Annotated in this window: 29 protein-coding genes and 4 pseudogenes; 4 read left to right on the forward strand and 29 right to left on the reverse strand. The window is 34.1% G+C overall.

All coding sequences use genetic code 11. From position 1 onward, the window contains the following. Positions 1-186: 186 nt before the first annotated feature. The gene (locus BN1082_RS23190) at positions 187-564 is read right to left on the reverse strand and encodes a DMP19 family protein (protein ID WP_176699912.1); all 378 of its coding nucleotides are present in this window, start codon (positions 562-564) and stop codon (positions 187-189) included. A gap of 705 nt (positions 565-1,269) precedes the next feature. Between BN1082_RS23190 and BN1082_RS23195 the strand changes: the two are divergent. Next, positions 1,270-2,632: pseudogene (locus BN1082_RS23195) on the forward strand (IS3 family transposase). A 238-nt stretch (positions 2,633-2,870) separates the two neighbouring features. Here the strand turns inward: BN1082_RS23195 and tatA are convergent. The 8 genes from tatA to BN1082_RS23235 form a co-directional block, all read right to left on the reverse strand. Then, positions 2,871-3,107, reverse strand: coding sequence for a twin-arginine translocase TatA/TatE family subunit (tatA, locus tag BN1082_RS23200; RefSeq protein WP_090638937.1), 237 nt, complete (start codon positions 3,105-3,107; stop codon positions 2,871-2,873). A 38-nt stretch (positions 3,108-3,145) separates the two neighbouring features. Then, positions 3,146-5,044: a DUF4073 domain-containing protein gene (locus BN1082_RS23205; protein ID WP_090638939.1), complete on the reverse strand. Its 1,899-nt coding sequence runs from the start codon at positions 5,042-5,044 to the stop codon at positions 3,146-3,148. Between the two features lie 378 nt (positions 5,045-5,422). Beyond that, on the reverse strand, positions 5,423-5,575 hold the full coding sequence (locus BN1082_RS28745) for a winged helix-turn-helix transcriptional regulator (protein ID WP_090639192.1): 153 nt from the start codon (positions 5,573-5,575) through the stop codon (positions 5,423-5,425). A gap of 109 nt (positions 5,576-5,684) precedes the next feature. Continuing rightward, on the reverse strand, positions 5,685-6,002 hold the full coding sequence (locus tag BN1082_RS23215) for a VOC family protein (protein WP_090639195.1): 318 nt from the start codon (positions 6,000-6,002) through the stop codon (positions 5,685-5,687). Positions 6,003-6,212: 210 nt separating this feature from the next. After that, on the reverse strand, positions 6,213-6,998 hold the full coding sequence (locus BN1082_RS23220) for a DUF2750 domain-containing protein (RefSeq protein WP_090638941.1): 786 nt from the start codon (positions 6,996-6,998) through the stop codon (positions 6,213-6,215). Positions 6,999-7,159: 161 nt separating this feature from the next. After that, positions 7,160-7,621, reverse strand: coding sequence for a hypothetical protein (locus BN1082_RS23225; protein ID WP_090638943.1), 462 nt, complete (start codon positions 7,619-7,621; stop codon positions 7,160-7,162). 115 nt (positions 7,622-7,736) lie between these two features. Next, on the reverse strand, positions 7,737-8,042 hold the full coding sequence (locus BN1082_RS23230; protein ID WP_090638946.1) for a DUF6980 family protein: 306 nt from the start codon (positions 8,040-8,042) through the stop codon (positions 7,737-7,739). Positions 8,043-8,103: 61 nt separating this feature from the next. Further along, positions 8,104-8,691: an SMI1/KNR4 family protein gene (locus BN1082_RS23235; protein ID WP_090638948.1), complete on the reverse strand. Its 588-nt coding sequence runs from the start codon at positions 8,689-8,691 to the stop codon at positions 8,104-8,106. 216 nt (positions 8,692-8,907) lie between these two features. Between BN1082_RS23235 and BN1082_RS28625 the strand changes: the two are divergent. Further along, positions 8,908-9,698: pseudogene (locus BN1082_RS28625) on the forward strand (tyrosine-type recombinase/integrase). Positions 9,699-9,954: 256 nt separating this feature from the next. Here the strand turns inward: BN1082_RS28625 and BN1082_RS23250 are convergent. From BN1082_RS23250 to BN1082_RS23275, 6 genes are all read right to left on the reverse strand, one after another. Further along, on the reverse strand, positions 9,955-10,437 hold the full coding sequence (locus BN1082_RS23250; protein WP_090638950.1) for a hypothetical protein: 483 nt from the start codon (positions 10,435-10,437) through the stop codon (positions 9,955-9,957). Between the two features lie 322 nt (positions 10,438-10,759). Beyond that, positions 10,760-11,044 carry a hypothetical protein gene (locus BN1082_RS23255; protein ID WP_090638952.1) on the reverse strand — a complete coding sequence of 95 codons (285 nt, stop codon included), beginning with the start codon at positions 11,042-11,044 and terminating at the stop codon, positions 10,760-10,762. 213 nt (positions 11,045-11,257) lie between these two features. Then, positions 11,258-11,488, reverse strand: coding sequence for a hypothetical protein (locus BN1082_RS23260; protein ID WP_090638954.1), 231 nt, complete (start codon positions 11,486-11,488; stop codon positions 11,258-11,260). 54 nt (positions 11,489-11,542) lie between these two features. Further along, positions 11,543-11,803: a hypothetical protein gene (locus BN1082_RS23265; RefSeq protein WP_090638956.1), complete on the reverse strand. Its 261-nt coding sequence runs from the start codon at positions 11,801-11,803 to the stop codon at positions 11,543-11,545. Positions 11,804-11,941: 138 nt separating this feature from the next. Further along, a complete protein-coding gene (locus tag BN1082_RS23270) occupies positions 11,942-12,349 on the reverse strand; it encodes a hypothetical protein (protein ID WP_090638959.1) in 408 nt (135 codons plus the stop codon). A gap of 122 nt (positions 12,350-12,471) precedes the next feature. After that, positions 12,472-12,828 carry a hypothetical protein gene (locus BN1082_RS23275; RefSeq protein ID WP_176699913.1) on the reverse strand — a complete coding sequence of 119 codons (357 nt, stop codon included), beginning with the start codon at positions 12,826-12,828 and terminating at the stop codon, positions 12,472-12,474. Positions 12,829-13,126: 298 nt separating this feature from the next. Here BN1082_RS23275 and BN1082_RS23280 point away from each other — a divergent pair. Continuing rightward, positions 13,127-14,401 (forward strand): annotated as a pseudogene (locus BN1082_RS23280) (IS110 family RNA-guided transposase). A 572-nt stretch (positions 14,402-14,973) separates the two neighbouring features. On the opposite strand, the gene BN1082_RS28400 reads toward BN1082_RS23280, so the two are convergent. The 10 genes and pseudogenes from BN1082_RS28400 to BN1082_RS23325 all read right to left on the reverse strand — a co-directional run bounded on the left by BN1082_RS28400 (position 14,974) and on the right by BN1082_RS23325 (position 21,931). Continuing rightward, complete coding sequence (locus BN1082_RS28400; protein WP_245640523.1) at positions 14,974-15,318, reverse strand: group II intron maturase-specific domain-containing protein; 345 nt, start codon at positions 15,316-15,318, stop codon at positions 14,974-14,976. Between the two features lie 48 nt (positions 15,319-15,366). Beyond that, positions 15,367-15,576: pseudogene (locus tag BN1082_RS28405) on the reverse strand (group II intron reverse transcriptase/maturase); the annotation flags it as partial. A 517-nt stretch (positions 15,577-16,093) separates the two neighbouring features. Next, a complete protein-coding gene (locus BN1082_RS23290; protein WP_090638963.1) occupies positions 16,094-16,789 on the reverse strand; it encodes a hypothetical protein in 696 nt (231 codons plus the stop codon). Between the two features lie 234 nt (positions 16,790-17,023). Further along, complete coding sequence (locus BN1082_RS23295; RefSeq protein ID WP_090638966.1) at positions 17,024-17,602, reverse strand: hypothetical protein; 579 nt, start codon at positions 17,600-17,602, stop codon at positions 17,024-17,026. A gap of 186 nt (positions 17,603-17,788) precedes the next feature. Next, on the reverse strand, positions 17,789-18,235 hold the full coding sequence (locus BN1082_RS23300; protein WP_090638968.1) for a DUF4275 family protein: 447 nt from the start codon (positions 18,233-18,235) through the stop codon (positions 17,789-17,791). A gap of 359 nt (positions 18,236-18,594) precedes the next feature. Further along, positions 18,595-18,867: an HU family DNA-binding protein gene (locus BN1082_RS23305; protein ID WP_090638970.1), complete on the reverse strand. Its 273-nt coding sequence runs from the start codon at positions 18,865-18,867 to the stop codon at positions 18,595-18,597. Between the two features lie 251 nt (positions 18,868-19,118). Further along, entirely contained in the window at positions 19,119-19,640 is a 522-nt protein-coding gene (locus tag BN1082_RS23310) for a DinB family protein (protein WP_090638973.1), read from the reverse strand. 282 nt (positions 19,641-19,922) lie between these two features. Beyond that, positions 19,923-20,516: a GNAT family N-acetyltransferase gene (locus tag BN1082_RS23315; protein ID WP_090638975.1), complete on the reverse strand. Its 594-nt coding sequence runs from the start codon at positions 20,514-20,516 to the stop codon at positions 19,923-19,925. 566 nt (positions 20,517-21,082) lie between these two features. Beyond that, entirely contained in the window at positions 21,083-21,283 is a 201-nt protein-coding gene (locus tag BN1082_RS23320) for a cold-shock protein (RefSeq protein WP_090638977.1), read from the reverse strand. A gap of 216 nt (positions 21,284-21,499) precedes the next feature. Then, positions 21,500-21,931 (reverse strand): hypothetical protein, encoded by a 432-nt coding sequence (locus BN1082_RS23325; RefSeq protein WP_090638981.1) that lies wholly within the window; start codon positions 21,929-21,931, stop codon positions 21,500-21,502. A gap of 336 nt (positions 21,932-22,267) precedes the next feature. On the opposite strand from BN1082_RS23325, the gene yiaA reads away from it, so the two are divergent. After that, positions 22,268-22,738 (forward strand): inner membrane protein YiaA, encoded by a 471-nt coding sequence (yiaA, locus tag BN1082_RS23330; protein WP_090638983.1) that lies wholly within the window; start codon positions 22,268-22,270, stop codon positions 22,736-22,738. A 160-nt stretch (positions 22,739-22,898) separates the two neighbouring features. On the opposite strand, the gene BN1082_RS23335 is transcribed toward yiaA, so the two are convergent. The 4 genes from BN1082_RS23335 to BN1082_RS23350 form a co-directional block, all read right to left on the reverse strand. Further along, positions 22,899-23,279, reverse strand: a complete 381-nt coding sequence (locus BN1082_RS23335; protein ID WP_245640528.1) for a VOC family protein — start codon at positions 23,277-23,279, stop codon at positions 22,899-22,901. Between the two features lie 268 nt (positions 23,280-23,547). Further along, positions 23,548-23,868, reverse strand: a complete 321-nt coding sequence (locus tag BN1082_RS23340; protein WP_090638985.1) for a hypothetical protein — start codon at positions 23,866-23,868, stop codon at positions 23,548-23,550. Positions 23,869-24,184: 316 nt separating this feature from the next. Beyond that, on the reverse strand, positions 24,185-24,394 hold the full coding sequence (locus BN1082_RS23345) for a hypothetical protein (RefSeq protein WP_028395991.1): 210 nt from the start codon (positions 24,392-24,394) through the stop codon (positions 24,185-24,187). Between the two features lie 441 nt (positions 24,395-24,835). After that, positions 24,836-25,333, reverse strand: coding sequence for a hypothetical protein (locus tag BN1082_RS23350; protein ID WP_090638988.1), 498 nt, complete (start codon positions 25,331-25,333; stop codon positions 24,836-24,838). Positions 25,334-25,478 lie beyond the last annotated feature (145 nt).

The raw sequence follows: 25,478 nt of genomic DNA on the forward strand, positions 1-25,478 counted from the left end.
AGTCAAGATATTTCTTGAAACCCTTAATAACATTATATTTTTATTTAATGTCAGACATTATAAGGGGTAAATTATAAAGGATAGATGAGCTGAATAAAATATGCTCTATCTATCCCTTTTTTTGTAGTACAAATGCCCTCATTTACTACCACAAGAAATTGTAATGTTGTTGTACTAACGCACCCGTTAGCTTAATAACGAGAGTAATTTTTTATATGTTTCTTCATACTCCATTTTGGCATAAAATTTATCATCTAAATCATCAAATTTATCTAGTTTATCGTCCTCTGATTTGTTACTATGATATATTTTATTTGCTTTTAATCCTAAACTAGCCAAGAACGTTATCCCTAATTTCTCCATTACTGCAAAGGTCTCACTCCAAAATTCACCTGCACTATTTGAAAAGTATTGGTCGAATCCACCGTTGTTTAGTTCCATTAACAATGAATCCACTAAATAGAACTGTCTTTCATTACTATTTAGACCTTCTAACCCAGCTTCACTTTCCTTCTCTTGAATCTTATGAGACATTTCTAAATATTTTTCTTCTATATTACTCACTGAAAATACCCCCATATACTTTTTATCTAAATATTCGACATTAAATAGTTTTTACCTGTTATTGAACTAGACTGCCACGTTGTAGTTCCTCTAATGAGTAAGTGTTTGTTAAATATAAAACCTGCCACTTTACTTCAACAAAAAAAGAGCATTTCTCCTTCTTTAAGAAACGCCTCCTTTAGTTTAATAAGTTTTACAAAAAAGAACATTAATCCTTCTTGGATAGAAGCCCCAGTTGGTTAACCAAGACATACTAATTAACTTACTTCTTTGGTTTTCTAAATAACAAATAGGTAAATAACGGCATAATAATAACCATTATTTTATCATTTTTTAAAAACAAACTATACATTCCACAACCCCAAAGTAAGATAAGTGAGATTATATTCCATATAATATCGGATCTTTTACCATTCATTTTTTATCATTCTCCCCTTGGACACGATACCGAACACTATTTATTACATATTCTTCTTGTTTTATAATTTATCCTTTTTGAATTAACCTGACCTTTAATTCAATAAGAAAAAACATCCCTTATTAAAGGAATGCACCCGATAGTTTAAGTGAAAATGTTCGCAATTTTTTTACCTTAACAAAATCTAATCCCTTAATGTGTAGGGGCATATTAAAAAAGACGCCTTCTTACTTTGAACTGCACCCCAAATGTTAGACACGAGTCAAACATTTGGAGGTGCCTTTTTTATGGCAAGAGTTACTCTTGAACAAAAATTAGATGCCATTTTTCGTTATGAAAATGGTAGAGAAAGCCTTAATTCAATTGCTAAATCCCTCAATTTAACTAATAATGAAACCGTTAATTTTTGGATAAAAAAATATCACTTTCATGGATTAGAAGCTTTTAAAAAGGGCTATACACGTTACACTTTTGAAGATAAACTAAACATACTCAAATATATGAACGAGAACGGGTTGTCTTCTTTAGAGACTGCAGTGCAGTTTAATTTACCTTCTCCAGGTACAATTAGAAAATGGCGAATTAGTCTTAGAAACAATAGTGTAGACTCCCTAATTCTTAAGAAAAAGGGGCGTCCAAAGTTGAAGAAAGACAACCAAAAAGAAACTAAAAATCAGGTCTTCGAAGAAGGTTCTTTAGAAGCATTACAAGCAGAGAATGAACGTTTACGTATGGAGAATGCGTATCTAAAAAAGTTGAATGCCTTAGTTCAAGAAAAGGAAACATTACGACGAAAGACAAAGCGCAAGTAGTTTATGAACTAAGGGATCAATTTAGTGTAAAAGAGTTAATACAGCTAGCTGGAATCAAGCGTAGCACTTATTATTACTGGACAAGTCGCTTTGACCGACCTGATAAATATGCCGAAATGAAATCGATGATTTCTACTATATATCACGACCATAAAGGAAGATATGGTTATCGTCGAATAACATTAGAATTACGTAATCAAGGCTTCCTGATCAATCATAAAACGGTTCAACGACTTATGAAGGAATTGGGTTTAAAATCTCTTGTTCGTATGAAAAAATATCGTTCTTATAAAGGAAATATGGGCAAAATTGCAACAAACATTCTTCAACGTGATTTCGTTGCGACAAAACCAAATGAAAAGTGGGTAACGGACGTAACAGAATTTCATTTATTTGGTGAGAAGTTATATCTTTCCCCTGTACTAGATTTATATAATGGTGAGATTATCGCCTATAATATTCAAAGTCGTCCTACGTATGAACTTGTATCAAAAATGTTAGACAAAGCTGTCACCTGCTTATCCGAAGGAGATGCCCCAGTATTACATTCAGATCAAGGTTGGCATTATCAAATGAAACAATACTCTTATGCCTTAAAACAACATGGTATTACCCAAAGTATGTCTCGTAAAGGTAACTGTTTAGATAATGCAGTAATGGAGAACTTTTTGGTCTATTAAAATCTGAACTATTATATATACAAGAATTTGAGAGTATGGTTCACTTCAATCGTGAGCTTGAACTGTATATCGAATACTACAATCACAAACGTATTAAAGGAAAATTAAAAGGATTGAGTCCGGTACAATACCGAATTCAATCCTCCATAGCTGCTTAACTTAATATCGTGTCTAAATTTTTGGGGTCACTTCACTTAAGAATAGCGCCCGTTTGTTGAACAAGGTCTCAATTAATATCCCATAAATAAACTGGAGACTTTTCATTATTAAAATGCTTTATTATATATTTTCTTAGTTCTTTGGGATATATCCTATATTGAAGTAATTACTTATAAGCTTTTTCTTATAAACAATCTTGGAAAAAAGAAATAGACGAGTTGCCTCGTCTATATATGATTATGAAACTGCTGATTTCTCCTGCTTCTTTTCAACCGCCTTTAATTCAGGCTTTTTTTCTTCCTTTTTCTCTTCCTCTTTATATGCATCAGATACTAACCCCTTGGCTGCACTCTTGAATTCAGTTAACGTGCGTCCAAAAGCCCGTCCAACTTCCGGTAGCTTGGAAGGTCCGAAAATAATCAACGCAAGCACAAGTATTAAAATCAAACCAGGAATCCCTATGTTTTGTAACATTCTAATTTCCTCCTATTCATATAACATTTTTCAAACTGTTATTTACCGATTTTCACAACATACTCCTGCATCCAACTGTTGGTTCTAAAATTCCGGCCTTTGATGACAACTTCATCCTCAAATACATCTAATTGCAAGGCCTGATTAAATAAACCGCCTTCTGGGCTTACCACTTCCCCGCCATTCGGGCCTGCCGACATCCATCCGGTTTGAATGGCACCGGTGTTAATGGCTGTAAAGCCTTTCTTATTACCGCCTGATACTTTAACATTTACCGCCCAATCTGGCAATTCCAAAGTCCAGTGAGAATGACCGCTGAAGAAGATAGCATTTGGATAGTCTCCAAGAATGCTCATTATTTCATCATACTGCATGTAGTCGTTCAGGTAAGGGCTTTGTCGAGAACCTGAAACCGTGTCTTTCAGCACATGGTGAGATAAAACAAAGACTGGTATATTTTGCTTGGAGTACTTCTCCAACTGGCTGCGCAGGAAATCTAGTTGTTTATCGCTCATGTATACCTGGTCAATACCACCGTTCCATTTAGGGAACTGTTCTTTTACGTCTGGCGCATTTTGATAAAAGCCCATGTATTTCTCCGTACCCAATACAATAAATGGAATGCCTTTGACGACCTTTGAATAGTAAGGTTTGTCCACTCCTGCAAAATCATAGAATCGGCTGAATATTTCTTCTTCCGAAGTTTTGTAATTGTTCCATTTAGCTTCATAAAATTCATGATTTCCGATGGAAGAGATGATAGTGAAAGGAACGGCATTGTTATTTATTATATTGCGTACCGTTTCATATTCTCCGATACCCCCTCCGTTTGTAATATCTCCGTTAATAATTAGCGCTTTAGAATTCGGGTTGATGATATTCATTTGCTTCAATGCGGTATCAAAATCCCCGGTATCCCCTTGAATATCGCTAATGATGTTGAAAGACATGATGGCTTTTCTGGTAATTGGAATGCTCACTTTCAATTCCGAAATTACCGTTTCCCTACCTACGGCATCCGCTACGACTAAGTCTTTAATCGTGATACTCCCGGTTGAACCTACTTTACCCTGCGCTTTTACATTGATTTTCGCAAGATTGACAGTCTTTTGTTGTTTTAATGGATTTTTGCTTGTAAATTTAACAGCGACTGCATTTTTGGAGATTTCCTCCATCTGTACCTGTAATCCCTCTTGCACTCCGGTCACGTCGGTAACCTTAAGAATGGAATTATCAAAATGAATGTTCATGCTTTTCGGTACAAAATCGCTGAATACTTGATTCAATCGAAGTATGACAGGAGTATGGACTCCCTCCTGAATAAATCCCGCGTGCTGAACATCGGCTTGCACCGCTTGGATGAGAGAAGTATCCTCAGGGATGTCCACCTCAATGTGGTCTAAAACAACAAACGTATTGCTTGCCTCTATGTTCTTCTCCCCGGTAACGATTACTTTTACTTTATGTTTCCCCGCTTCAAGTTCAGGGCTTTCATAATAAACACCTGCAGGTTGTCTTTTAGGTGCATATAAATCGGATTTTTGTTCCGGTCCCCCGTCAATGGAGATACCGGCAATCCCGTGTCTGGGATCTTTTGCTCCAAGTAGACGGAATCGATCTCCTATAAATTCGAATTCAAAGTAGGCGCCCGTATTATTGTTATAAGAGTCCGAGCCATGTCCCCATCCTGTACCCTGGAAGTTAACTTCGAACAAGCCTGTCCCTTGATCAAGATTCGATATCGTGATGACATTACTATTGGCTGCAGCAAGGGCTGTTTGCCCTCCATTCAATTGAAGACCACCAAACGGAAAAATCGAGAAGCCGAGGGCAAGTCCAGCTGTTTTCGTTGTCCCCTGTAAAAAATCTCGTCGATTCATTTCTTTTTCAAAAACACCACTATTTTTATTTTTTTTCTGTGATTTGTCGTTTTTCATAATGTTGATCCTCTTTTCCTCATAAATTATTAACCATTTCAACTGCAGGAATATACATCAGATTCATTTCGACGATGTCCAGAAAATACTTTTAAGTTAAAACTTGATGTTTATAACAATTATTTATCCTCCTAATTTATTTGTACGACCTAATTGTAAATGGGAAATATTTATAAAATATAAATCATATGTAAATTCCAAATTAAAAAAGCAAATCAAACAAAATAAACAAAACAATTTTTCTTTTGTTTAAGTTGGACTTGAGAAGAAATTTGATTGAGGGGATTTTTAAGTTTTTTTATGATAAACAGTTTTATAAGAATTTGATGGAGATATATAGCGATTCTCTTCTATTCTTGTAATCCTATACAAAACTAGTCATAGTTTCGCATAGTTACCACCCCTTTTACAAAGCTCCGATAAAATGGTTTCTAGAGATTTTCCGAGCTCTGTAAGGGAATATTCGATTTTTCGTAGGTAAACCTTTATTCCATTAAATGGCCCGATTGTTGAAAAAAAGCTAATGAAGATTGTTCAACTAAACTCCCGTTAACTCAATAACAAAAAAGGATCGCCGCAGCAATCCTAATCTTCAACTCTTGCACCCCTATTACTTCTCCCAAAGCTCTATACGTCTTCCCTATGGATCTTCAATCCAAATAAACTTTCCAAATTCATTAATCGTCTTTTCCATAACAAGGGGAACACCCATTTTTTCTAGATGTTTGATACTGTCATCCAAATTTTCAACTTGAAAGTTTAACATCACTTGTTGTTCTGTTGGAAAATAGCGGTCATTTTCAGAAAAGAAGGAAAAGATAGTTTTATTGCCTGATTGTGGTGTAATAATGGTACCATTCCAATTTTCAATTTCAATTTTTAGGACTTTACTGTACCATTTTTTTATAACCTCTAGATTTTTAGTCCTCCAAAAGATTCCTCCAAAACCCTTTATTATCATAAGAATCTCCTTCCTATCCCATTAGTTATTAATTTAAATTCTAGTTTTGAAAGCGAATTCCTTCTTTCACCCCCTGAAACGTTAATGGAAGAAGAAAAAGGGTTGCAGTTGCAACCCAATGGTTTAACTAACGCAACAATTAGTTTAAGTGTAATCCTTCACAAACTTGCTTTTGGAATTAATAAAGGTCTGAAATTTAGTATTAAGTTAAAAATCCCCAAGACCATCAGCACTTTCATTATGAATTTGTTCAATAACCTCTTTCGGTTCCATTTCGTGTCCAATTAGTTGTTTTCCTCTCCAATTTGTACCAATCAATAGTTCTTCATTTTCAAGCTCTGTTAACCATTGTAAGAATTTATCTAATGAAATATCAGTGGTTTTATATTCACGATAAGCTGGCACACAATTAATTATTTTCTCAGCATTAAGTTTTGAAGACCAAAAAGGCATTAAAGAATTTCCATTCATATTTGCAGCAATTGGGATACCCTCTTCATTTTCAATAGACCAAACTTTTTGTTGCTTAACAATCTCTTCTATAAAAGAACTCCCATAATAATAATCTTGCACTAATTTTAATCCTTTGTTTTCTGCATCAACTTCATTTTCTTCCTCAACCTCATCAAAATCTCGGTCTTCAATCCATTGTTGGTAGTGTATAAGTTCGTGTGCAATACTATTTAAAATCGCACCTATTGCATTCACTTCTCCACTTTCCAAAACTAATTCATCAAAGTCTCCTGTTGCAATCCTTATGTAAGGCTCTAAATTTTTATCGTAAGGACCAAAAAAAGTTGCAGTCGCCATTTCTTTAGTTTTTAGAGTTTTTATTCGATAAGCTTTTTTCAGATATACAACAACTCTTATCGGAAATTCCATATTTAAACGTACCCATACAGCAAAATCTAAACACGATTGTCTTACTTTTAAATTAACACCATTTTCACACCTGATTCTTAAACCTGAACGCGGGTACTGTATATTTGACATAATTTCTCCCTTAAACTTTATCTATTTTCATTCAAAGTTGGTCAATCAAGCAAATAATTCCTTCTTCAACTCCCTGATCCGTTTACTTGAAGAAGAAAAAGCATTACCGTTATTTCAGTAAAGCACCCGTAGCTCAATAAGAAGTTTTATCAGAATCGTCTCTATAATGACTTTTTTCGGTTCCAAGCCCTAATTAACTTAGAGTGAAATTCATTAGGGTCTTCAATGTCGAACCAAACTATGGCATAACCTTTTGCGGGAACATACTTCTTATGACGTTTCATAATCGTTTCTTGACAGTTATAGCGAGGATAAATTACTGTTGTCTTTCCCCTTCTATTCAAGAATTCTATTTTCTCGATTTCATTCCAATAGACCTTGTTTCCTTTAAAATTAACGACAACACCTTCTTCATCCCAATAGTACCCTTTCCCTTTCCTTCTATTCTTCCAGTCATAAAGCCCCAAAAAGATAGCCGTAAAAGAAAATAGGAATCCAAGGATTAGAGGAAAAGAGATTCCCGTAGGGATAGCCAATATACACATCAAAAAGAAGAGGATACCTACTCCCATAAAACTTATTATTATTCTCCAAGAAGTCCGATAGATTCGCGTATTCTCCAATTGAATCACACCTTGTTATGCTGAATATTTATTGAACAAACCTGACCTTTACTTCAATAAGAAAAAAACATCCCATATTAAAGGAATGCACCCGTTAGCTGAACAACAAACCACTTTATTTCCTGTACCATTCATCGGTATTAAATTTCTTAGGAATGTCTTGTTCAAACGGATCATCAAAGCCTAGTTTCTCCAGAGTGTCAAACCATAAATCCCTTTTCGAATTGGGCAATTTCGTACCACACCAGGGACAATAATTTATTTGTAAACTGGAGTCACCGCCATCGTAAATTATTAACCCATACTCATCAAATCGTTCATTGTAATATATTAAATTATCGGGACAATCGAATGGATTAGAATGCTCCTCGCATTTATTGTTTGCTCTTCGGGTCATATTTTGGCAACAATGATTTTTCATAGAATTACTCCTTTATTTTTAGTAAAGCACCATATAGATTAAGTACATTTTTTCACAAACATTATACTGTAGGAATAGAAGGGTCTATTTGATACCCATTTTCATCAAACAAGGTTTGAACACGGACAGTTTCACTGTTTAACCATTCAGAAAAGTAGTCCCATTCCAGTAAAATATTCGTAGTCCATCGTTCAATTCGAAATACTTTGGGATTATCGGATTCAGAAGTATCCATCACAACATGAGAACCATCCCAAGAATAACTTCCGAATATTAACCAACTGTTTGGACATTCTTTGTGTCTCCCACTATCTAGGGTGACTAAGTCATATGGTTGGATAGATTCATTACCAGTTCGTACATAGGAAGTTCTCAATCCGTTTACACAAAAAACATCAGAAAAAAGATTAATACCGTTCATTTTCCGATAAAATTCTTTTAAAACTTGTGGCATTTTTTTTGCAACTACATGTTGTTCTAAAGAATCAATTGTTTCTTCTGGTAATGGTGCATAGACCAAATGTAACCAAGCTTCAGGTCCAATTTTAGGTACATGGCAAATGATTTCCGTTCCATTGCTTAGTTTGCGAAAACCCTTATCTCTCCAATTTTCCAAAATGCTTAAAGTTTCGTGAATTTGCAAATGCATGGAATACACTCCTAATCTAGATGACCATTAAACAGTACATATTTCTACATTTATTGATAACTTTCCTTCCTAAACTATTCTGCCACGATAGTTGAATAGTCTCTCCAGTTTCAATTTCGAGAATTAAGTCAATAATTCCTCTAAAAAAGAAATTTTAGTGAGAGATGTATTTTGTTATTGTCAAAGGCTTGAGAAACGTATGAATCGGATAAAAGAATTGAAGGGTTCTCATCACAAACATTAAAAGCATATAAACTTCAGGCACATTACTTATTCGATATTTAAAGGACGTTAAAGTTGATACGATATCCACTGTTCATCTTAAAGATTGCCTGGCTAAGTCTAGCGAAACCCTAAAACCTTCAAGCTTATCTCACCGAATACGTTTTATGAAATCATTTTTTCGTTGGTCACACGAGGAAGGACATGTTTCAAAAAATCTGCTGCTAAAATAAAGGAACCGAAAGCATGGAAACGAATTCCTAAGTTTTTAACAGAAATTGAAATTGAACATTTACGTGAGGCGTGTTCCAGTCAATTGGAAAAGGCATTGTTTGAATTCATGTTTTCTATAGGATGCCGCATAGGAGAAATTGTTACATTACCGAGGAGTGGAATAAATTGGTCAAACCGTTCCGCCATTGTTAGGGGAAAAGGAGATAATGAAAGAGAAGTTTATTTTCATATCCGTTGCGAAATTTGGCTTAAACGATACCTTGAACAACGCCAGGATGGCGACAGCCATTTTTGTCACCGAACGGTATCCTCATCGAATGAGTATTGCCCAAATGAGATACATCATTTAGCGGATTTCAAAAAGGGCAGGCATTAATCAAACGATCCATCCACACCAACTGAGGCACAGCTATGCCACTCACCTGTTAAATAATGGTGCCCCTCTTGAAGTCATTCAGATTTTACTAGGTCACGAGAAAAGTGAGACTACGAGGATATATGCTCAGTTAAGCGGGAGTTTAAGGCAAGAGCTTTATAAGAAGTATTTTTAAGAAGTGTTGTAAAAAAGGCAATGCCGATAAAAGCATTGCTTTTCTTCAATTCTTGCACCTTTAGTGTAAGTACACTACTTCACAATCTTATAATTAAAAAGACACTATTTTGATAAATAACTGGTTCTTTTGATGTTTAGTTTTTTGGAAAAAACATTAATTTTCATATTAATTTTAAAAGAACAATTAGCAAATAAAATAGCAGTAATAAACTCTAAAAAAGAGCATCGAAATCGATTTACTTTTAACATAATAATTAACAGTTGTATAAAGAACTTTGTGTAAGAACATTTTTTGATTCAAAAGAATCAATAACTAACTTAGCTGAAACAGATAACGGGATGATGAATTTAAGAATTTTTCCATTGCTTAAAGTAATTTTAACACTTCCATTATCGTTCCAAGCTGTATGAAATGTTGACTTTTCGCTGACTTGAACTGATTTAATGTTATTTAAATCTACTTTAAAATTATTTCTTTTAGCTAATAAGGAATCTGGATTAATTTCAATTTCTTTGTCTACCTTATTTTCAAATATAGAATGCCTATTTGCGAGAATTTTTTTCCTGAAAAGTGAAAAAATTAATCCTAACAAAAGATATTGTTTTTCAACCGCATTCTCTTCGTAAAACTGTCCTCCAAGTTTTATAAAAATATAACTGGTTTCTGTTGCATAAACCTTATAGAATTTATCTAAGGTAAAGGTACTTGGTTTAATTAAATATATAGGCGTTCTCATTCAAAAATCTTCTCCTATTCAGGTGGTATCATAAACATTAATAATATTCATTGTGCCGACGATTGAGACAAACTAACACCTACTTTAATAAAGGGTAAATGTATATATTCTGCATTGTTTTTACAATACCTTTTTAAGCTAAACTGCCACGTTAGTAAAAAAGCGATTGCTCTTATGAACAATCGCTACCCTATAGTTTAAGTGCATCGTTTCACAAACTGGCTTTTGAAAGATAAATGAGATACTATTTCGTAATATAAGAAGATTGTGAATCAACTCATCTTCATATAGCATTTTTAGGACGTCTATTCTGTTAAAATCATTAATCGTTGAATCGATTAGGCTTAACAAGAAGCATCGCTAAACGTGGATATTTTTCTCTATTCTTTACAACATGAATTGTGATAATTGGATAACCAATTGAGAAAACAAACGTTAAAACTGAAAATATTATAAGCAAAACTCTCGCACTGAACTCGCAATTATCATAGAATAATGCAGTCAAAAGGAAAAATATTGCAATGCAAAATAAAATCAGTGCAAAAAACCATAACTCAATAAATAACTCTTTGGGATTTTTTATGTTTCCATTAAAGTAATCTTTCATGTTACACTCCCTTCATAAAAGATATAAATTATCAGTACTTCGTAATAGATTACAAGTGTGTAATTCAACTAAACTGCGTCTTTAGTCCAAAAAGAACTATTCAACAAAGTAAAAAACTTCCTGCTTGTTATAGAAGTAAACTGCCACTTTAGTTCAAGAAGAAAAAGCTGATAACTCTTGTTAATCAGCTCTAGCCCCGTTAGTGAAAGAACATTAATTGTGTGGTAAAGGTTTTTCAGGGCGATTAGGACAGTATGTACAATCAGGATCACTGCATTTGGATTCAGTCCAGTTATTACATTGAGGACAAAAATAAGCATCAAAATCTTCATAGTATATTAAATTAAATTTGCAATCAGAACAGCTTTGTTTTTGGTCAATGTGACCATAAAATTCAAAGTCATTAATTATTAACTTGTCGTCATCTTTCACTTTAATTTTCATAAATTAGCTCCCAACTTTTATTAAAGCACCCGTTAATTGAAGAAGGGTTTATTTTTAAGAATTCCTATTTTTCCATTGTTCATCAGTCCACGGAAAAGAGGAATACTGGATAATATTGAACCCATTCTCTTTTAGAACGGTTTGTGCTTCTTCTGAAAAATTGTATGCAATAGCTATTTTTGTATCTGAACTTCCGAGTTTTTGAATCCCTTTTATAACTTGTGCAGAAGTTACAACAAAATCATCTTTCGGATAAAAAATCGCAGAAACAATATCATCACTTCGTTTTATTTGTTCCCCATTTCGTTTAGGCAATGAGTTAATTAATTATCTTAGTTAGCGTTTGTTCCTTAAATAATAAAAATTTTATGTTAATTCCCCTTTCAATAAAAAGAAACTTATTAAACAAAAGCACCCTATAGTTAAAGAACGAATCATCATAGCCCATTATGTTTATTCTCTTTTTTTAAAGAAATCTCGTAAAATTAAATAGCTAAATAATGGTATCATTACCACCATTAATTCGTCATTTTTATAAAATAAAGAATACAGTCCAAATATCCAAGTACATAATAAACTGATTACAATTACAATTAAATTAAATTTATTTAATCTTTCTCCTTTAACATCATCTTCAACTTTTGTTGTTTCCACGTTCACACTATTTATCCGTTTAAATTCTTTTATTATTTCTAGGAAACCGAATATTGAACCAAAAACACAAACCAAACCTATAATTATGGCGATTACTCGGTGGTCATAAATCAGTTTACTGATACCAAAAATTAAAGCAAAAGGTAATAAAATTGCATTTCTTAAAATGTCAGAATCCTTCTTTAAAAATGCTTTTACTCTCCCCAATCTAAATCCCCCTATCTTATAAAATTGTAAATTAATTATATCTAAATTAGGGTTTCCTTCTTCAAGAAAACTGTCCGTTTAGTTAAAGAAAATGGAGCTGCCGCAGCAACTCATTTCGATCTTCAACTCTTGCCCCGTTTAGCTGAATAAGTTTTTGCTTCTTTATAGCTCAACTCGACTGCCTCCTTAAAGGAGCAGTTAACAAAGTTAGATACTTTTTCGGTAAATTCTTGCGGAGTGATCCATACCAATTTATCTTCACTAATTTTCCCATTCGTATTATCACTGATAAATATCGCTCCACAATAGAAGGCACGTTTATCTACAAAAAGTGCATCATCTTCAATATCAATTAAAACTATATTCTCATCAATTATTTCAAAATTTATATGTTCAAATGATTTCCTTAGATTACTACTCCATCTATTATCGTCGATCCATTTATCCCAAGACAGCATAAGGTTATCAAATCTTTTCAAATCAAACGAGTGGGAAATACTTTTTGCTCCATCCCACATAACCTTTTTAAGGGAATCCAGTGTTGGAAGTAATTTAAAATCAGTACAATACACGAATAAATTTATATGTCTCAACCCCTAAATAAACTTTTTAAACTTATTTATTCTAGGTCCAATTTTTAAATCCTTCTAAAGCTAACCTGCCACTTTAGCATTCCTGTAGATCGTTAATTTTCAACTTTGAAAAAAATAGAGCTCCTCAGTAAGATATGAGTATAGAGACCAATCTAACTCAAAACCTTAAGGAGTAACCCCTAAAATGAAGTTTAAAATGCAAAACAAACAAAATCAACTAATAGAAAAAATTTCTGTTAAACATCTTGTTGTTGGCGTGGATATTGCTCAACAATTTCACGTGGCAAGAGCCGTAAATTTCCGTGGAATTGTAGTCGGAGATCCACTTACATTCAAAAATAATGAAGAAGGATTTGCTAGTTTACTAAAATAGATTAAAAATCTTCAAAGATTAAACAACCTAGATGAAGCTATTGTTGGGATGGAACCAACTGGACACTACTGGATCAATCTTTCAAAATGGCTTTCTAAACAAAACATCGAGGTGGTAACGGTAAACCCTCATTTAGTAAAAAAGAATAAAGAAAATCGTGATAATACTCAATCAAAAAGTGATAAAAAAGATGCATTAGTTATAGCTGATATGGTGAAGAACGGTTACTACTCCGAGGTTAGATATACATCAGAATCATTTGAAAAACTAAGGGTTCTTATGTCTAACCGTGATGTAGTAGTTAAACGCCTTGTTAGTTCTATCAATCAATTAAATCGTTGGGTAGATATTGTTTTTCCAGAACTACGACAGGTATTCAAAGATATTAAAGGTAAAGGGGCAATCGCAACCCTCCGATTATTCCCAACCCCAGTGGAATTAGAAACTATGCAGCCTTACGATGTTATTACAAGTTGGAAGTCAATCATGAAGAGGCAGCCTTGAATAAAAAAGGCCCTATTACTCCTTCAATTAGCTAAGAAATCTATTGGTAATAGACAAGCGCTTGATGCTTATAAATTCCATTTAGAGCAGTTATTAGAGGAATATGATTTGGGCGTAACACAACTCGAAAGAGTTGAACAACAAGTTACCGAAGTATTAAATAAAATTCCTTTCGCTAGGAAACTCCTTACTATTAAAGGAATTAGTGAAATTTCTTTAGCTGGCATATTAGGTGAGGCAGGAGACTTAAGTCGTTTTTCTCAGGGTAATTCTCTTCTACGCCATGCAGGGTTGCACTTAGCTGAAGCTAGTTCAGGGAAGTGGAAAGGCCAAATTGTCATTTCCAAGCGTGGACGTTTCAGACTAAGGCGATTCCTCTACTTAGCGACAATGAGCCTTGTGATGAATTACCCAGAATTTCAAGCATTACATTCTCAAAATGTCAAAGTAAAAAAAATGAAGAAAATGAAATCAATTATGAAGTTAATTGGCAAGTTGGCACGGATTTTTGTAGGTATATCTAGACGAAATGAATCCTATTGTCCTGTTAAGCTCAAACCATTATTACCGATGGCAGCCTAATAACTTACAGAATTGAAGATTATTTGTCCCCTTGAAAAAATAATTTACACACTTATATTGACCGAATGTTGGCTTATTCGCAGGATTTCAAATATGTACGGAGTACCAGATTTATTCCACAAAAGGGCACGGACCCATCAGGTTAGCAAAACTGGCCTCCACCCCTTGGATAGGCATGACGAAGGAATGATAGGGCAAATGACCCGTTGAGACATGGGAGGGAAAGCCTCCAGGGGCGGCGTGGAGCATGTACATTATATGGTAAATTGTGGAGTTGCACTTTACTCCTCTATTTAACTATGCCTTCACGAAGACTTTATGATCTGACCTGATTCCATTTAATTGTTATTCCTGTATTCAATGGTTATGAAATCCTGCGAATAAGCGAGTATTCGGGAGTAAATCGTATTAAACTGAGGGAGTGGAATAAGAAAAAAAGCCGCCGAAGCAGCTGGTGATCTTAAACTAGTCGAGTAGAAGGGAGCCTTTTTACCTTGCGGTAAATTGTACTCCACCCCCCTCACAGAACCGTGCTTGCACTATTAATGCACACGGCTCCTCCTAGTTATCATTTACAGAATGTTAGTAATCTCTTTTCTTAAATCATATATATTCACTTTAATTCTTGGCGATGGAAGTGGATATTTATTAAGAAATAGTCTGAATTTATCCCATGTAAAGGATTTCCTTTGACTTCTTCGATTAAGCCATTTAAACAGTAACCTTTCGATTTTGTCTTTGAAGTTGTTTACATTTTGGGTATTATCAGTGACGCAATAATAGTTGTAATAACCTATCAGTGAACGTTTAAATCGATCCATAATCATATGAATATCTTTATTTCGATTATTCTTCAGCCATTCTTTCGTTTCTTTTAGTTTGCCTTGGACTTTCTTCCTGCTTGATTTCCGTTTCACACGGAAGTTTCCTTGTTTGCTCTTCCCACAATAGTGCGTGAAACCAAGGAAATCAAAGGTTGCAGGTTTATTTCTCCCCTGTAGATTTGCATTTCTCTCCGCAAACCTCCCAAAGGGAATGATTTTGGTCTTATCCTCAGCTATTTCTAGGTTAAATTTCTTTAATCTTAACTTTAATGAATGGAAGAATTGCTCAGCTTCACTTTTATATTGAAAACAACAAACAAAATCATCCGCATACCTCTGTGTGTAGTAAATGTGTCCCTAGTAAGGGTGATAACTGGTAGCTAGCCTTTCCTCCATCGGCATTACCCAACTTCATTGGTACTACGCTGCTATCCGACTCCCTACACGGCATTTGGTTTCCTCGCTTTTTATCACTTGTAGACCATACTCTTCTAAAAAAAAATAGAAAAGACCGGTAGGGTCTCCCGAGTTGCCGTATCATATCAATGTATAACGTGCCAAGGTCACTGACTCCAGAGAGGTTTTATCCTTCTTGCCTTTAACGAAAGATAAAATGTAGCTTTCTGCAGTGCTTAAAGCATCAGCCCTCTCGGTTTACTAACATTATGGAGCTCAATCCCTTCAACCATTTGGCTTTCGGCCCGCCACCTAACTGTCTACGCTTAAAGACTAAAGTTACCTTTAGTCCTCCAAGACTCGCTACGAGCGAATGGCTAGTTCTTACTCGACGGGAATCCCACCCGCTATATAATACGACCTAAGCTCGGCCGCACAAGCACCCGTTAGATTAAGTACATTTCTTCACAAACTATTCATAATAATACGAGTTAGTCCATTCATATTCTTTACCATTATCAGAACACCATTTAAGGAACCCTTTTTTACCCTTGCTACTAAAAGCAATCCAGTCACTTAAGAGATTTTTGTAATAAATTACACTTTCACTTACATCCTTTTTACTTTCAACATTGGTGATTTCTGTAGAGAGGTTTTCGATTTTCAAAACGAAGTCCTGATCCTCGGAAATATCACCAATGTAGGCATCTTCAGAAATGTGATGAAATGAAAATTCAAGGGAATAAAGATAATAGTTAATAATTTCCATCAATACTCTTTGTTCACTCTTCCCACCAACCCTTAGTGCGGTTTCAAGGTGCTTCAAATGGTTTTCGGATTTTAAGAATAAGCCATACCATCTAAATGGCTGTGGGTCTTTTGGATCTTCAATCATCCAATCTTCAAGAATCGGTTTTAATATGTTTTCCTCAAGTGGATGTACTAGTAAATAATGTATATCTTCTGATTCCTCGAACCATTTAAAAAGCCAATGAGCGAATTCCTTTTTCTGTTTAGCTTGCCATCCCTTCACCTCTTCGATAAAAAGGTTTAGCGATTTAAAGGCATCTTTCCTAAGTCCCTTTTCTTTGAAGAGGCAAAACTCTTTAAAAAACGGATAACTATCCAATTTTTTATCTTGGATTAAATTCGTAAGTATATCAGGCAAATCATCTACACCCTCTTTCCTTCAAAGAATTTCTCCCAATGCAATTTTTTTTGTTTTAAATAAACTCCCAATAGACAATAAGTTCAACACTTAAAGGCGTTAATCCTTCTTGGATCAACGCACCCGTTCGTTTAAGTGTATTGTTTCACAAACTCTTCGATATGTTTTTAGAAGGATAAAATGAAGATACTATATCATAATATGAGAAATAAGCGAACTACCCATATGGATTTATTACACTTTTTTCCTCTCTTCCATTGATTTAGAATAACCAAAACACTCTCTAAATAACTTCCTGCCAATATAATGATGGAAATTTTTGTATCTACATCTGTAATATTCATTCCAATAGCTAATCATTCTATTATAGCTTTTGCAAAACGTAGCAATATTTTCAAGACAAAATCTCTTAATCCGTTCTGTATCCTGTTCTTTTAAAATATCATAAGTCATTTCTAATATTTCTACTACATATTCATCACATATTTTAACGATATATGGAATAGCCCAATCTTCATAATCCATCTGAAGCAACGAATAACAATGCTTTTGGCGAACAAACCCGTCATTACTTCTTGAATAAATGCAATGCAAAATCATTTCTTGTCGTACACTTAAATTGTCTATAACTTCATCTGAAATATCATTGTAGTAGATACGATAAGGAAACCGAATCACGTTATCATCTTGAAAATATAGAATATTATCCTCCGACACACCAATAGTGACATTATTATAAGTCTTATTAGGAATTAGTCCAACTGCTTTAGTCACTTCATCTCTCAAATAGTTTGGAAATCCATCTTGAAACATACAATCACATCCTTGGTTCGCATAATTCTACAAGTGTGTAAATCAACTAAACTGCGTCTTTAGTCCAAAAAGAACTATTCAACAAAGATTAAAAAACTTCTTGCTAGTTGTAGAAGTAAACTGCCCTTTAGTTGAATAACAAAAAAAGGGCTGCTGCCGCAACTCCGTCTTCTGCTCAAGCCCCCGTTACTTAAAGAAGATAGGGTCTACCACCGTTTCATAAAAATATGGTCCATAATCTTCTTCGTGAGTCACAATATATGTCCAAGTAAAATCTTTATCAACCACATAGACATCACACATATATCCTTCATATTCATTAATTATGTCCTCTGAAGTTAAACCGCTGGCATTTTCAAGCAATAATGCATTTGTAAATTCTTGGTAAAAAATGCAGCATTCATCTTTCATTATTCGATTAAATGCCTTCCTGGCACTTTGCTTTTTTTTACAGGAAAGTACATTAGAACTAAAAAGATGCCACATGAAACGTCCATAAAAAATATGTCTTTTTTGGTTTTTTGGAATGTCCTTGACAAATGATTCTCCCCAACGTTTGATAAGGTCATTCCTTTTGTTGTTTAGCTCAATAACACGGATTCCTTTATCTTTTAACAAGTAAATCTGTTCCATTTTTACCACTTCTTCCGATTATTAAAAAACTCTCCCCTTTCTTTCGACAAGAATGAGTATTTTTCCTTCACCGTATTTATAACGGTTTCTTATTGAAGTATACTGCCCGTTACTTTAAGTACAAATTTTCACAATCTCTCCTAAACTTTAACGTAGATATCTAAGGTGTTGCTCAAGAAAATGGCCTTTTTATGCAAAAAAAGCGCAGACTCATACTCTGGAGTTGCGCCCTTTAATGGAATAACAAGAAGCTCCTATTAGCTGGTTTAGTGAAAAAAGAAAAAGGCTGTCGGAACAGCCGTATTAAAAAATACTCTGGATTCAATCCCAAACCAGAGTATTTTACATTATTAATATTTTTATTTAACGGCTTCTTTTAATTCCTTTCCTGGTTTAAAGGCTGGAACTTTAGAAGCAGCAATATCTATTTCTTCACCTGTTTGTGGATTACGCCCTTTTCTAGCTGAACGTTCACGTACTTCAAACGTACCAAATCCAATTAATTGAATTTTCTCTTTTTTAGCCAGTGTTTTAGAAATCGTTTCAAATATCGCATCCACGGCATTTGCAGCATCTTGCTGTTTCAGTTCAGCTTGTGTTGATACAGCTTTCACTAATTCTGTTTTATTCATTTTATACACCTCAATTTTATAAAACTATGTAGAGTCTAAAATATAGCATATATTCTTGAAAAGTGACAATAAAGTCGTATTAAATCTAATGGTTCTTCCACACTCACGCCCTTTAATGAAATAACTACACCACCACTTGATTTATCTATTAATGTGGAATAATAAGCAAACGTTTCTTAATCATCATTTATTGATTTAATAATTAACTAAAGCCATTCCGTTAATTCAAGATGGATTATAATTCCCTCTCTTTAACACTTATCATTAAGTAATTCCCGAAGCATTTGAAAAATTTGACCTCTATGATGCGATTCATGTTCAATCAAATGGTAAACAACCCACTCAGGTGTGACGTCATAATGTTCAAGTACTCTCGGTTTACGCCAATCGGTTAAGTCCATTGAACGAAAGTGGGAAAGTAATACTTCACGTACCTTATTAAGGCGGTAAAAATGTTCCTCTATACTTTCTCCCTCGAAGTGAGTTAAATTACCGTCAGTTCGATGTTCTAAAGGAAATAATGCACTAATTTCAGGATCCCAATCGGTTCCAAGTACTTCTACATATAACCAATCTGCCTCGATCAATGCTATGTGATACAAAAGTGTCCCAATTGATTGTCTTTCGCCTAATTTTCGGTCTATTAAGCTTTGGCTGATTCCAGTTAATTCAGTTATAAGAGTACGTCGAACATCCTCTAGACACCATAGCCATCGGCCAATCTCTTCTTCATACTCTGGTAATGAAGATACCAGTAAAGCTCTTCTCTCCAACAAGATCAACCTCCTCTAATTAAAATACTTACATTCTATTAAAAATGATGTTTCCTTCTTTTAAATAAAAATATTCTTCCCGTATTCCACAATCTGGCCCGATTGTTGAAAAAAGCTAATGACGATTGTTCAACTAAACTCCCGTTACTTGAATAAAAAAAATGCCTTATCCCCCATATTGAAGCAAAACACCCGTTTAAGTACACCCTTCACAATCTGTTAATAGTTAAACAATTAAACATCTTCCCAATAGAATTATTTAAAAAAGAACAGGTAAGACAATCAGTATTTTTTCGCTAATAAATATATCAATCTTTGTTTTACTGACTCCCATTCACTATCAATAATACTGTAAAATATATTGTCGTGAATGCTACCATCTGCCTTTACCCTATGTTTACGAAACGTTCCCTCTTTTGTTGCCCCTATCCGTTCAACTGCTTTTTGAGAACGTAAGTTTTGTCCACTAACTGAAAATTGAACACGAATGACCTTTAATTCTTCAAAACAATACTTAAGTAATAAAAATTTACATTCGGTGTTTACCTTTGTTTTCCAAACTTCTGGTGAAAGCCAAGTCCAACCTATTTCCACATTACGATTTACTTTATCAATATCGCCAATTCTAGTTGTCCCTATTATTTGACCTGTCAGATTATCCTTAACAATAAAAGGGATTTGTTTACCTTCCTTTTTATTGTTAACAGCTATCATTAATATTTGTTCTAAATCCTCCGCTGTGTTAACTTCCCGCCAGGTATATTTCCATACGTCAGGGCTTTTTAAAGCTTCAAATAATAATTCCTTATACTTCATGTCGAGAGGAATAAGTGAAATTGTATTTCCTTCTAGAGATATACCTGTTTCAATTATCATAGAAACTTCCTCCCTTTTAACGTAAATAGCAAAATAACGTTTGTACCTATTAATTCCATACGAATAAGGATTACTCCTCCTTGAAAGATTTTATTCATCTTAAAATATACTGGACCGTTACTAGAAGAAGAAAAAAGCGACCTTCGTTATTGAAGAATCGCACTCAATTATTTAATAAGCATTGGTATTTTATTATCTATATTATCTTTGACAAAGGTAAATTTATATCTTACTTTTCGATATTATGTCGAAAATATGTGGTGCTATTACTAGAAAACATACTCCTATAAAAAATGGGATCGCCGCAGCCAACCCATTATTCAACTCTTGCACCCGTTCATTTAAGTTGATATCTTCACATTTATCACTTTTTCGTTCTATATTTAGCAGATACTTTCAGTTTAGATGATGGAAATTAGGAATCCTACAAATTATATGTTACAATGTCTTTACCATTTGATTTACTGTTTTCATGTTCCCTACTCATTAGTGAGTGGGGTTTTTTATTTTATTAAGAAAAAAAAAACAGACTCTAAAAAAGAGTCTGTCCATATTTGGCGATATAATTAAGCCTTACGAACGTTAGCTGCTTGTGCTCCACGTTGACCTTGCTCAACATCAAAAGTCACTTCTTGACCTTCATCTAAAGTTTTGAACCCTTCGCCTTGGATAGCTGAGAAATGAACGAATACGTCTTCTCCACCTTCACGTTCGATGAATCCGAAACCTTTTTCGCCATTAAACCATTTTACTTTACCTTTTTCCATGTTTGTTTCCTCCTAGTGTGTTAGAACACACAATGTATTACTATCCTTGCTCTCAGTGATCATCAAGACGAAAAGTTTTTACTAATACTATCCTTTACACCGAACAAAAATAATTCATTTTTAGAATAGCATTTTTTGAAATTGTTTGCAAGGACCCTAATTCTTTAACAAAAGGACCCCATTTACTTTAAGTACGCTTTTTCACAAACTGCTTTATTAACCCGTTGTCATAGCTTTATCATCATTTTCATATCCTATAAAATTGATGATTAATATATAAATTGGAAAGATAATCAATGCTCCTATCGCAAGAAGACCTGTAACAGGATTAGGAGCGTCCCCTCCATATGTTGTCGGGAATTGAGAGGCGATTATATATGAAAAAAGAACAAAATATGGAATCCAAAGGATAACTGTCCAAAAGTTGGCTTTTCGACTTTTCAACCACTTTTTTGTTAGGTAAAAGAGCAGGATTGTACCAAATATAGATACAACAACAATAGTTACACTACTTAATCTACTTACAGTACCAATATTCCAACCCGTTAGTCTACTAATCCTATAAACATTAGCCATAAGTTCGATTGGAACAAGTATCATAAGAGCATATAAGATGCTGACCATATTTAATTTTATGAAATGCTTCATTTGAAAAATCCCCCTTTTTCCTATTCCACTAACCTGTCAGTTAAAATAATTTTAATTCCAACTATATTTTACCATAAATACCAATTTGTTATATTGATTCTTATTAAAGTATTCTGATCCGTCAGTACTACAAGAAAAGGGAATTGCTTAAGCTAAGCATAAGCCGTTCCCTTTTGAGGTAATGTACAGGAAAAAGTATATATAATAAAATTGAAATCGAGAAAAATTTTCTATTATTTGTAAGAATTTTCTATATAATAGATTTAGGGAGGAGCACTACAGTGCATCTGCGGTGCTACATTGATATTAGATAAAAAGATGGAGGAGAAACATTCAATGTCTAATGATAATGAGGTTTTATTAGATAATGGAAAACAAAATGATTCAAAAATAAGAGTAGAAAGGAAAGAGGGAGAACCGACTCCAGCTTTCAAAGGGGCTTCTTGGGCAGCACTATTAGTAGGTGTTACGGCTTATCTCATAGGCTTATATAACGCAACGATGCAACTGAACGAAAAAGGATATTACTTTGCAGTTTTAGTATTCGGACTCTATTCAGCGGTATCATTACAAAAAGCAGTAAGAGATAAAGATGAGGGAATACCAGTAACTAATATTTATTATGGTATTAGTTGGTTTGCACTTATTATATCTATTTCATTAATGGTCATCGGTTTATATAATGCAGGAAGTATTGTTTTAAGCGAAAAGGGGTTTTATGGTATGGCATTTGTTCTTAGTTTATTTGCAGCCATAACGGTTCAAAAGAATATTAGAGATACACAGAGAGCAAGAGAAAGAGATTGAGTATCTTCCGTTAATAGCGAAATAAAAAGTATTATCACTTTGCTATTTTCTTGGAGTATTATTTTTTTATAAAGAATAAGTATACAAAAAAGGTTAAAAAAGCAGAGCGATTCAACAAAAAGTTATAATCGCCCTGCTTTTTTAAAGATATTCAAACACCTTATTTGTCTTCTCTTAATATATAGTCATTTCCATCTTGGTCTTTAAACGAGAACATGTTTCCAAATGGCATTCTTAACATTTCACCTACTTCTACACCATTTTGTTTCAATTTCTCATAAGCTGATTCTATATCAGAGGTGCTGAAAAGAATGGATGGATGGGCAATTTTTGATGGATCATGCTGCTCCATAGCTTCCCTAGAATAAAGAACTAATGTAGTAAATTCATCTTCACTTGGTCCAACTTCTATCCAAGAGAAGTCTGGCCCCATTGGCTGTTCAAATTTTAAAACAAAGCCGACTTTATTTAACCAAAAATCCTTTGCATCTTCCTGGTCTTTTACATAGATTGTAACTTTTCCAATTTTATTTATAATCATCAAAAATCTCCTTTTAACAATTTATTATCCACAGCCAGTTTATCATCTTAAAACACCCAATACAATTCGTATTAAAAATGGTCAATATATAAATTCTTATATCATAAAAAAACGCAATCTTTATTCATTGATTCCGCCTGATTGTTGAAGATCATTTACTTAAATCTTATTAAAGATAAGCCCCGTTTAAAAAGCCCCATTCTTTTATTACACTTTTGCTTATCCTTTTTATAAGTTAGTTCAAAAAAATAGGTTTGTGCTACTTCTTTTAAAATCCCGATTGCCCAGCAATGATTATAAAGGTAGTCCAAAGAATGGTGGCGATTATCAGAAGGATACTTACGAACATCAAAGTGTAATTAATTGGTTCTCCTATTTCCCTTTTATTTTTGATACACATAAGAATGACGGAAAGGATGGAGAAAACGTAGGATAAAACTGCTCCAATCCAATAGTATACCAATGTGTTAGCTACCCCTTTTTGGACCCCGCCCCAATATGCCATATCTTGAAAGATAAGGCTAAAGAAAAACCCAAGTACAGCCAACCCAAAAGAAAAAAACCATTCTGCAATCCCTTTATTGCTCATACCCTTCACCACCGAGTGTAATATTACACTAATTATACCTAAAATACCCAAATTTATAAACCTTTTTTCTTCTGTCCTTTACTCCAATAAGGAAAAAAAGCGATACCATTATTTAGGTATCGCGCCAAGTACTTTTGTGATTGAATATACTACTTTATTTTTATTTTGAAATAGTTTGTTCAATTTAATTAAGTTGCCTTTCTATTTTAGATAATTTCATTCACTAACTCATCATCCATCATATTACTCCTATAAAATAAAAATAGCGCCAACTTCTATTTAATTGAAATCGGCACTTCGTTTATTCGATATACGTTTAGCGGGACGCTTTTGGCGGTTGGCACACGTCACATTTACGTTGGTTATTATTTTTAAATTTCGTAAATGTTTTCTCAAAATTGCTACCACATGCACATTTAAATAGTAACTTTTGAGAAAAACCGTGGTATTCCGTCGTTAGCAACTTACTTTCCGAATTGTTCTCAACAAATTCTTTAATTTTACCGATTGTCCATCGTTTATTCATTCTCTTACACCTCCATATTTTATTGCTAGGCGGAGGCTTTTCTTTGCATCCGTTTAATTATGAGCAAAAGTCGTAATTATCCTAAGTTTCTCATTATAACATGAGATGGCACACAATTAAACAGACCGTTATTTTGAATGTGTACTAGGTCATTTCAAACTGTCATAGCATGTTCAATCTACCTGTTCTTTTTGGAAATTATATCTAATTTCCGTTTACCATAGATTTCAAACCGGCAGAGCATTTTAGAAAAACCTCGCCAAGATTTTTATTTAGGGATAGCTTTATGGTAATAACGAATTTCCCCTATTTCTGTTCCGAAAAGGATTCAAATTCCATATTCCAAATGGAAATGAAGTCAGTTGGTCGATATCCTTTCACGTTGACTGAAAGACATTCCGACAAATAAAAAAAGACGGCATTTCCCGCCTACTTTCGTTGTTACATATTCAAATAAATTTCCCGCAATGTTTTTCCGAATTTTTGGGTTGCTTCCGCAATCTTCGCATTGTCCCCGCCAGCGTTTTCGTTCACGATCGAATATGCGGCGTTTTGAAGTTCTGCGAATTGTTTCGTCAATCCCCTTTTGGCAATATCATTTTTGAAAAAGTTTATACAATGTAATGAAGCAAGCGACAATTGTAAATCGGCGGAATCTTGGTTCGCATAAATGGAACGATATTCCGAATTTGGTTGCCAATCGTCATATGTTCGATTGACGAAATTTTCAAGACTTGAATATCCGATTTTGTTTTCGTCAACTTGATATGATTCTTTGGAAAAAATAGGCTTCCCACTTTTCGCATTAGTTCCCACAACGTCAGCTTGGGTGTGGGTTCCCCCTTTTGGTGCGTCCGCATTAGCTTCGCCCAAACCCCCAAAGAAAGCAAGCGTTCCAACGACAACAAGTCCAAGTCCAACGACCAACAATTTCTTCACGACCAATTCCTCCTTATGAAATATTTTCCTAAATAGTAACAAGTTGTATGTATTCAGTCAACTAGTCTACGACAAAAAAAACGGGGTCGCCCCCGCCCGTACCGTTTGTTTAAAAATCGAATTCGGATTTCTTCATTGCTTCGCC

Source organism: Neobacillus massiliamazoniensis, assembly GCF_001048695.1.
Taxonomy (GTDB): domain Bacteria; phylum Bacillota; class Bacilli; order Bacillales; family Cytobacillaceae; genus Neobacillus; species Neobacillus massiliamazoniensis.

Excerpts from the sequence above, each read along its gene's own strand:
- BN1082_RS23295 (WP_090638966.1), bottom strand. The coding sequence starts at position 17,602 with ATGTTTCAAGATGGATTTCCAAACTATTTGAGAGATGAAGTGACTAAA.
- BN1082_RS23230 (WP_090638946.1), bottom strand. The coding sequence starts at position 8,042 with ATGAAAAATCATTGTTGCCAAAATATGACCCGAAGAGCAAACAATAAA.
- BN1082_RS23325 (WP_090638981.1), bottom strand. The coding sequence starts at position 21,931 with ATGAAGCATTTCATAAAATTAAATATGGTCAGCATCTTATATGCTCTT.
- BN1082_RS23250 (WP_090638950.1), bottom strand. The coding sequence starts at position 10,437 with ATGAGAACGCCTATATATTTAATTAAACCAAGTACCTTTACCTTAGAT.
- BN1082_RS23205 (WP_090638939.1), bottom strand. The coding sequence starts at position 5,044 with ATGAAAAACGACAAATCACAGAAAAAAAATAAAAATAGTGGTGTTTTT.
- BN1082_RS23235 (WP_090638948.1), bottom strand. The coding sequence starts at position 8,691 with ATGCATTTGCAAATTCACGAAACTTTAAGCATTTTGGAAAATTGGAGA.
- yiaA (WP_090638983.1), top strand. The coding sequence starts at position 22,268 with ATGTCTAATGATAATGAGGTTTTATTAGATAATGGAAAACAAAATGAT.
- BN1082_RS23300 (WP_090638968.1), bottom strand. The coding sequence starts at position 18,235 with ATGGAACAGATTTACTTGTTAAAAGATAAAGGAATCCGTGTTATTGAG.
- BN1082_RS23345 (WP_028395991.1), bottom strand. The coding sequence starts at position 24,394 with ATGAATAAACGATGGACAATCGGTAAAATTAAAGAATTTGTTGAGAAC.
- BN1082_RS23315 (WP_090638975.1), bottom strand. The coding sequence starts at position 20,516 with ATGATAATTGAAACAGGTATATCTCTAGAAGGAAATACAATTTCACTT.
- BN1082_RS23260 (WP_090638954.1), bottom strand. The coding sequence starts at position 11,488 with ATGAAAATTAAAGTGAAAGATGACGACAAGTTAATAATTAATGACTTT.
- BN1082_RS23220 (WP_090638941.1), bottom strand. The coding sequence starts at position 6,998 with ATGTCAAATATACAGTACCCGCGTTCAGGTTTAAGAATCAGGTGTGAA.
- BN1082_RS23340 (WP_090638985.1), bottom strand. The coding sequence starts at position 23,868 with ATGAGCAATAAAGGGATTGCAGAATGGTTTTTTTCTTTTGGGTTGGCT.
- BN1082_RS23255 (WP_090638952.1), bottom strand. The coding sequence starts at position 11,044 with ATGAAAGATTACTTTAATGGAAACATAAAAAATCCCAAAGAGTTATTT.
- BN1082_RS23305 (WP_090638970.1), bottom strand. The coding sequence starts at position 18,867 with ATGAATAAAACAGAATTAGTGAAAGCTGTATCAACACAAGCTGAACTG.
- BN1082_RS23335 (WP_245640528.1), bottom strand. The coding sequence starts at position 23,279 with ATGATTATAAATAAAATTGGAAAAGTTACAATCTATGTAAAAGACCAG.
- BN1082_RS23320 (WP_090638977.1), bottom strand. The coding sequence starts at position 21,283 with ATGGAAAAAGGTAAAGTAAAATGGTTTAATGGCGAAAAAGGTTTCGGA.
- tatA (WP_090638937.1), bottom strand. The coding sequence starts at position 3,107 with ATGTTACAAAACATAGGGATTCCTGGTTTGATTTTAATACTTGTGCTT.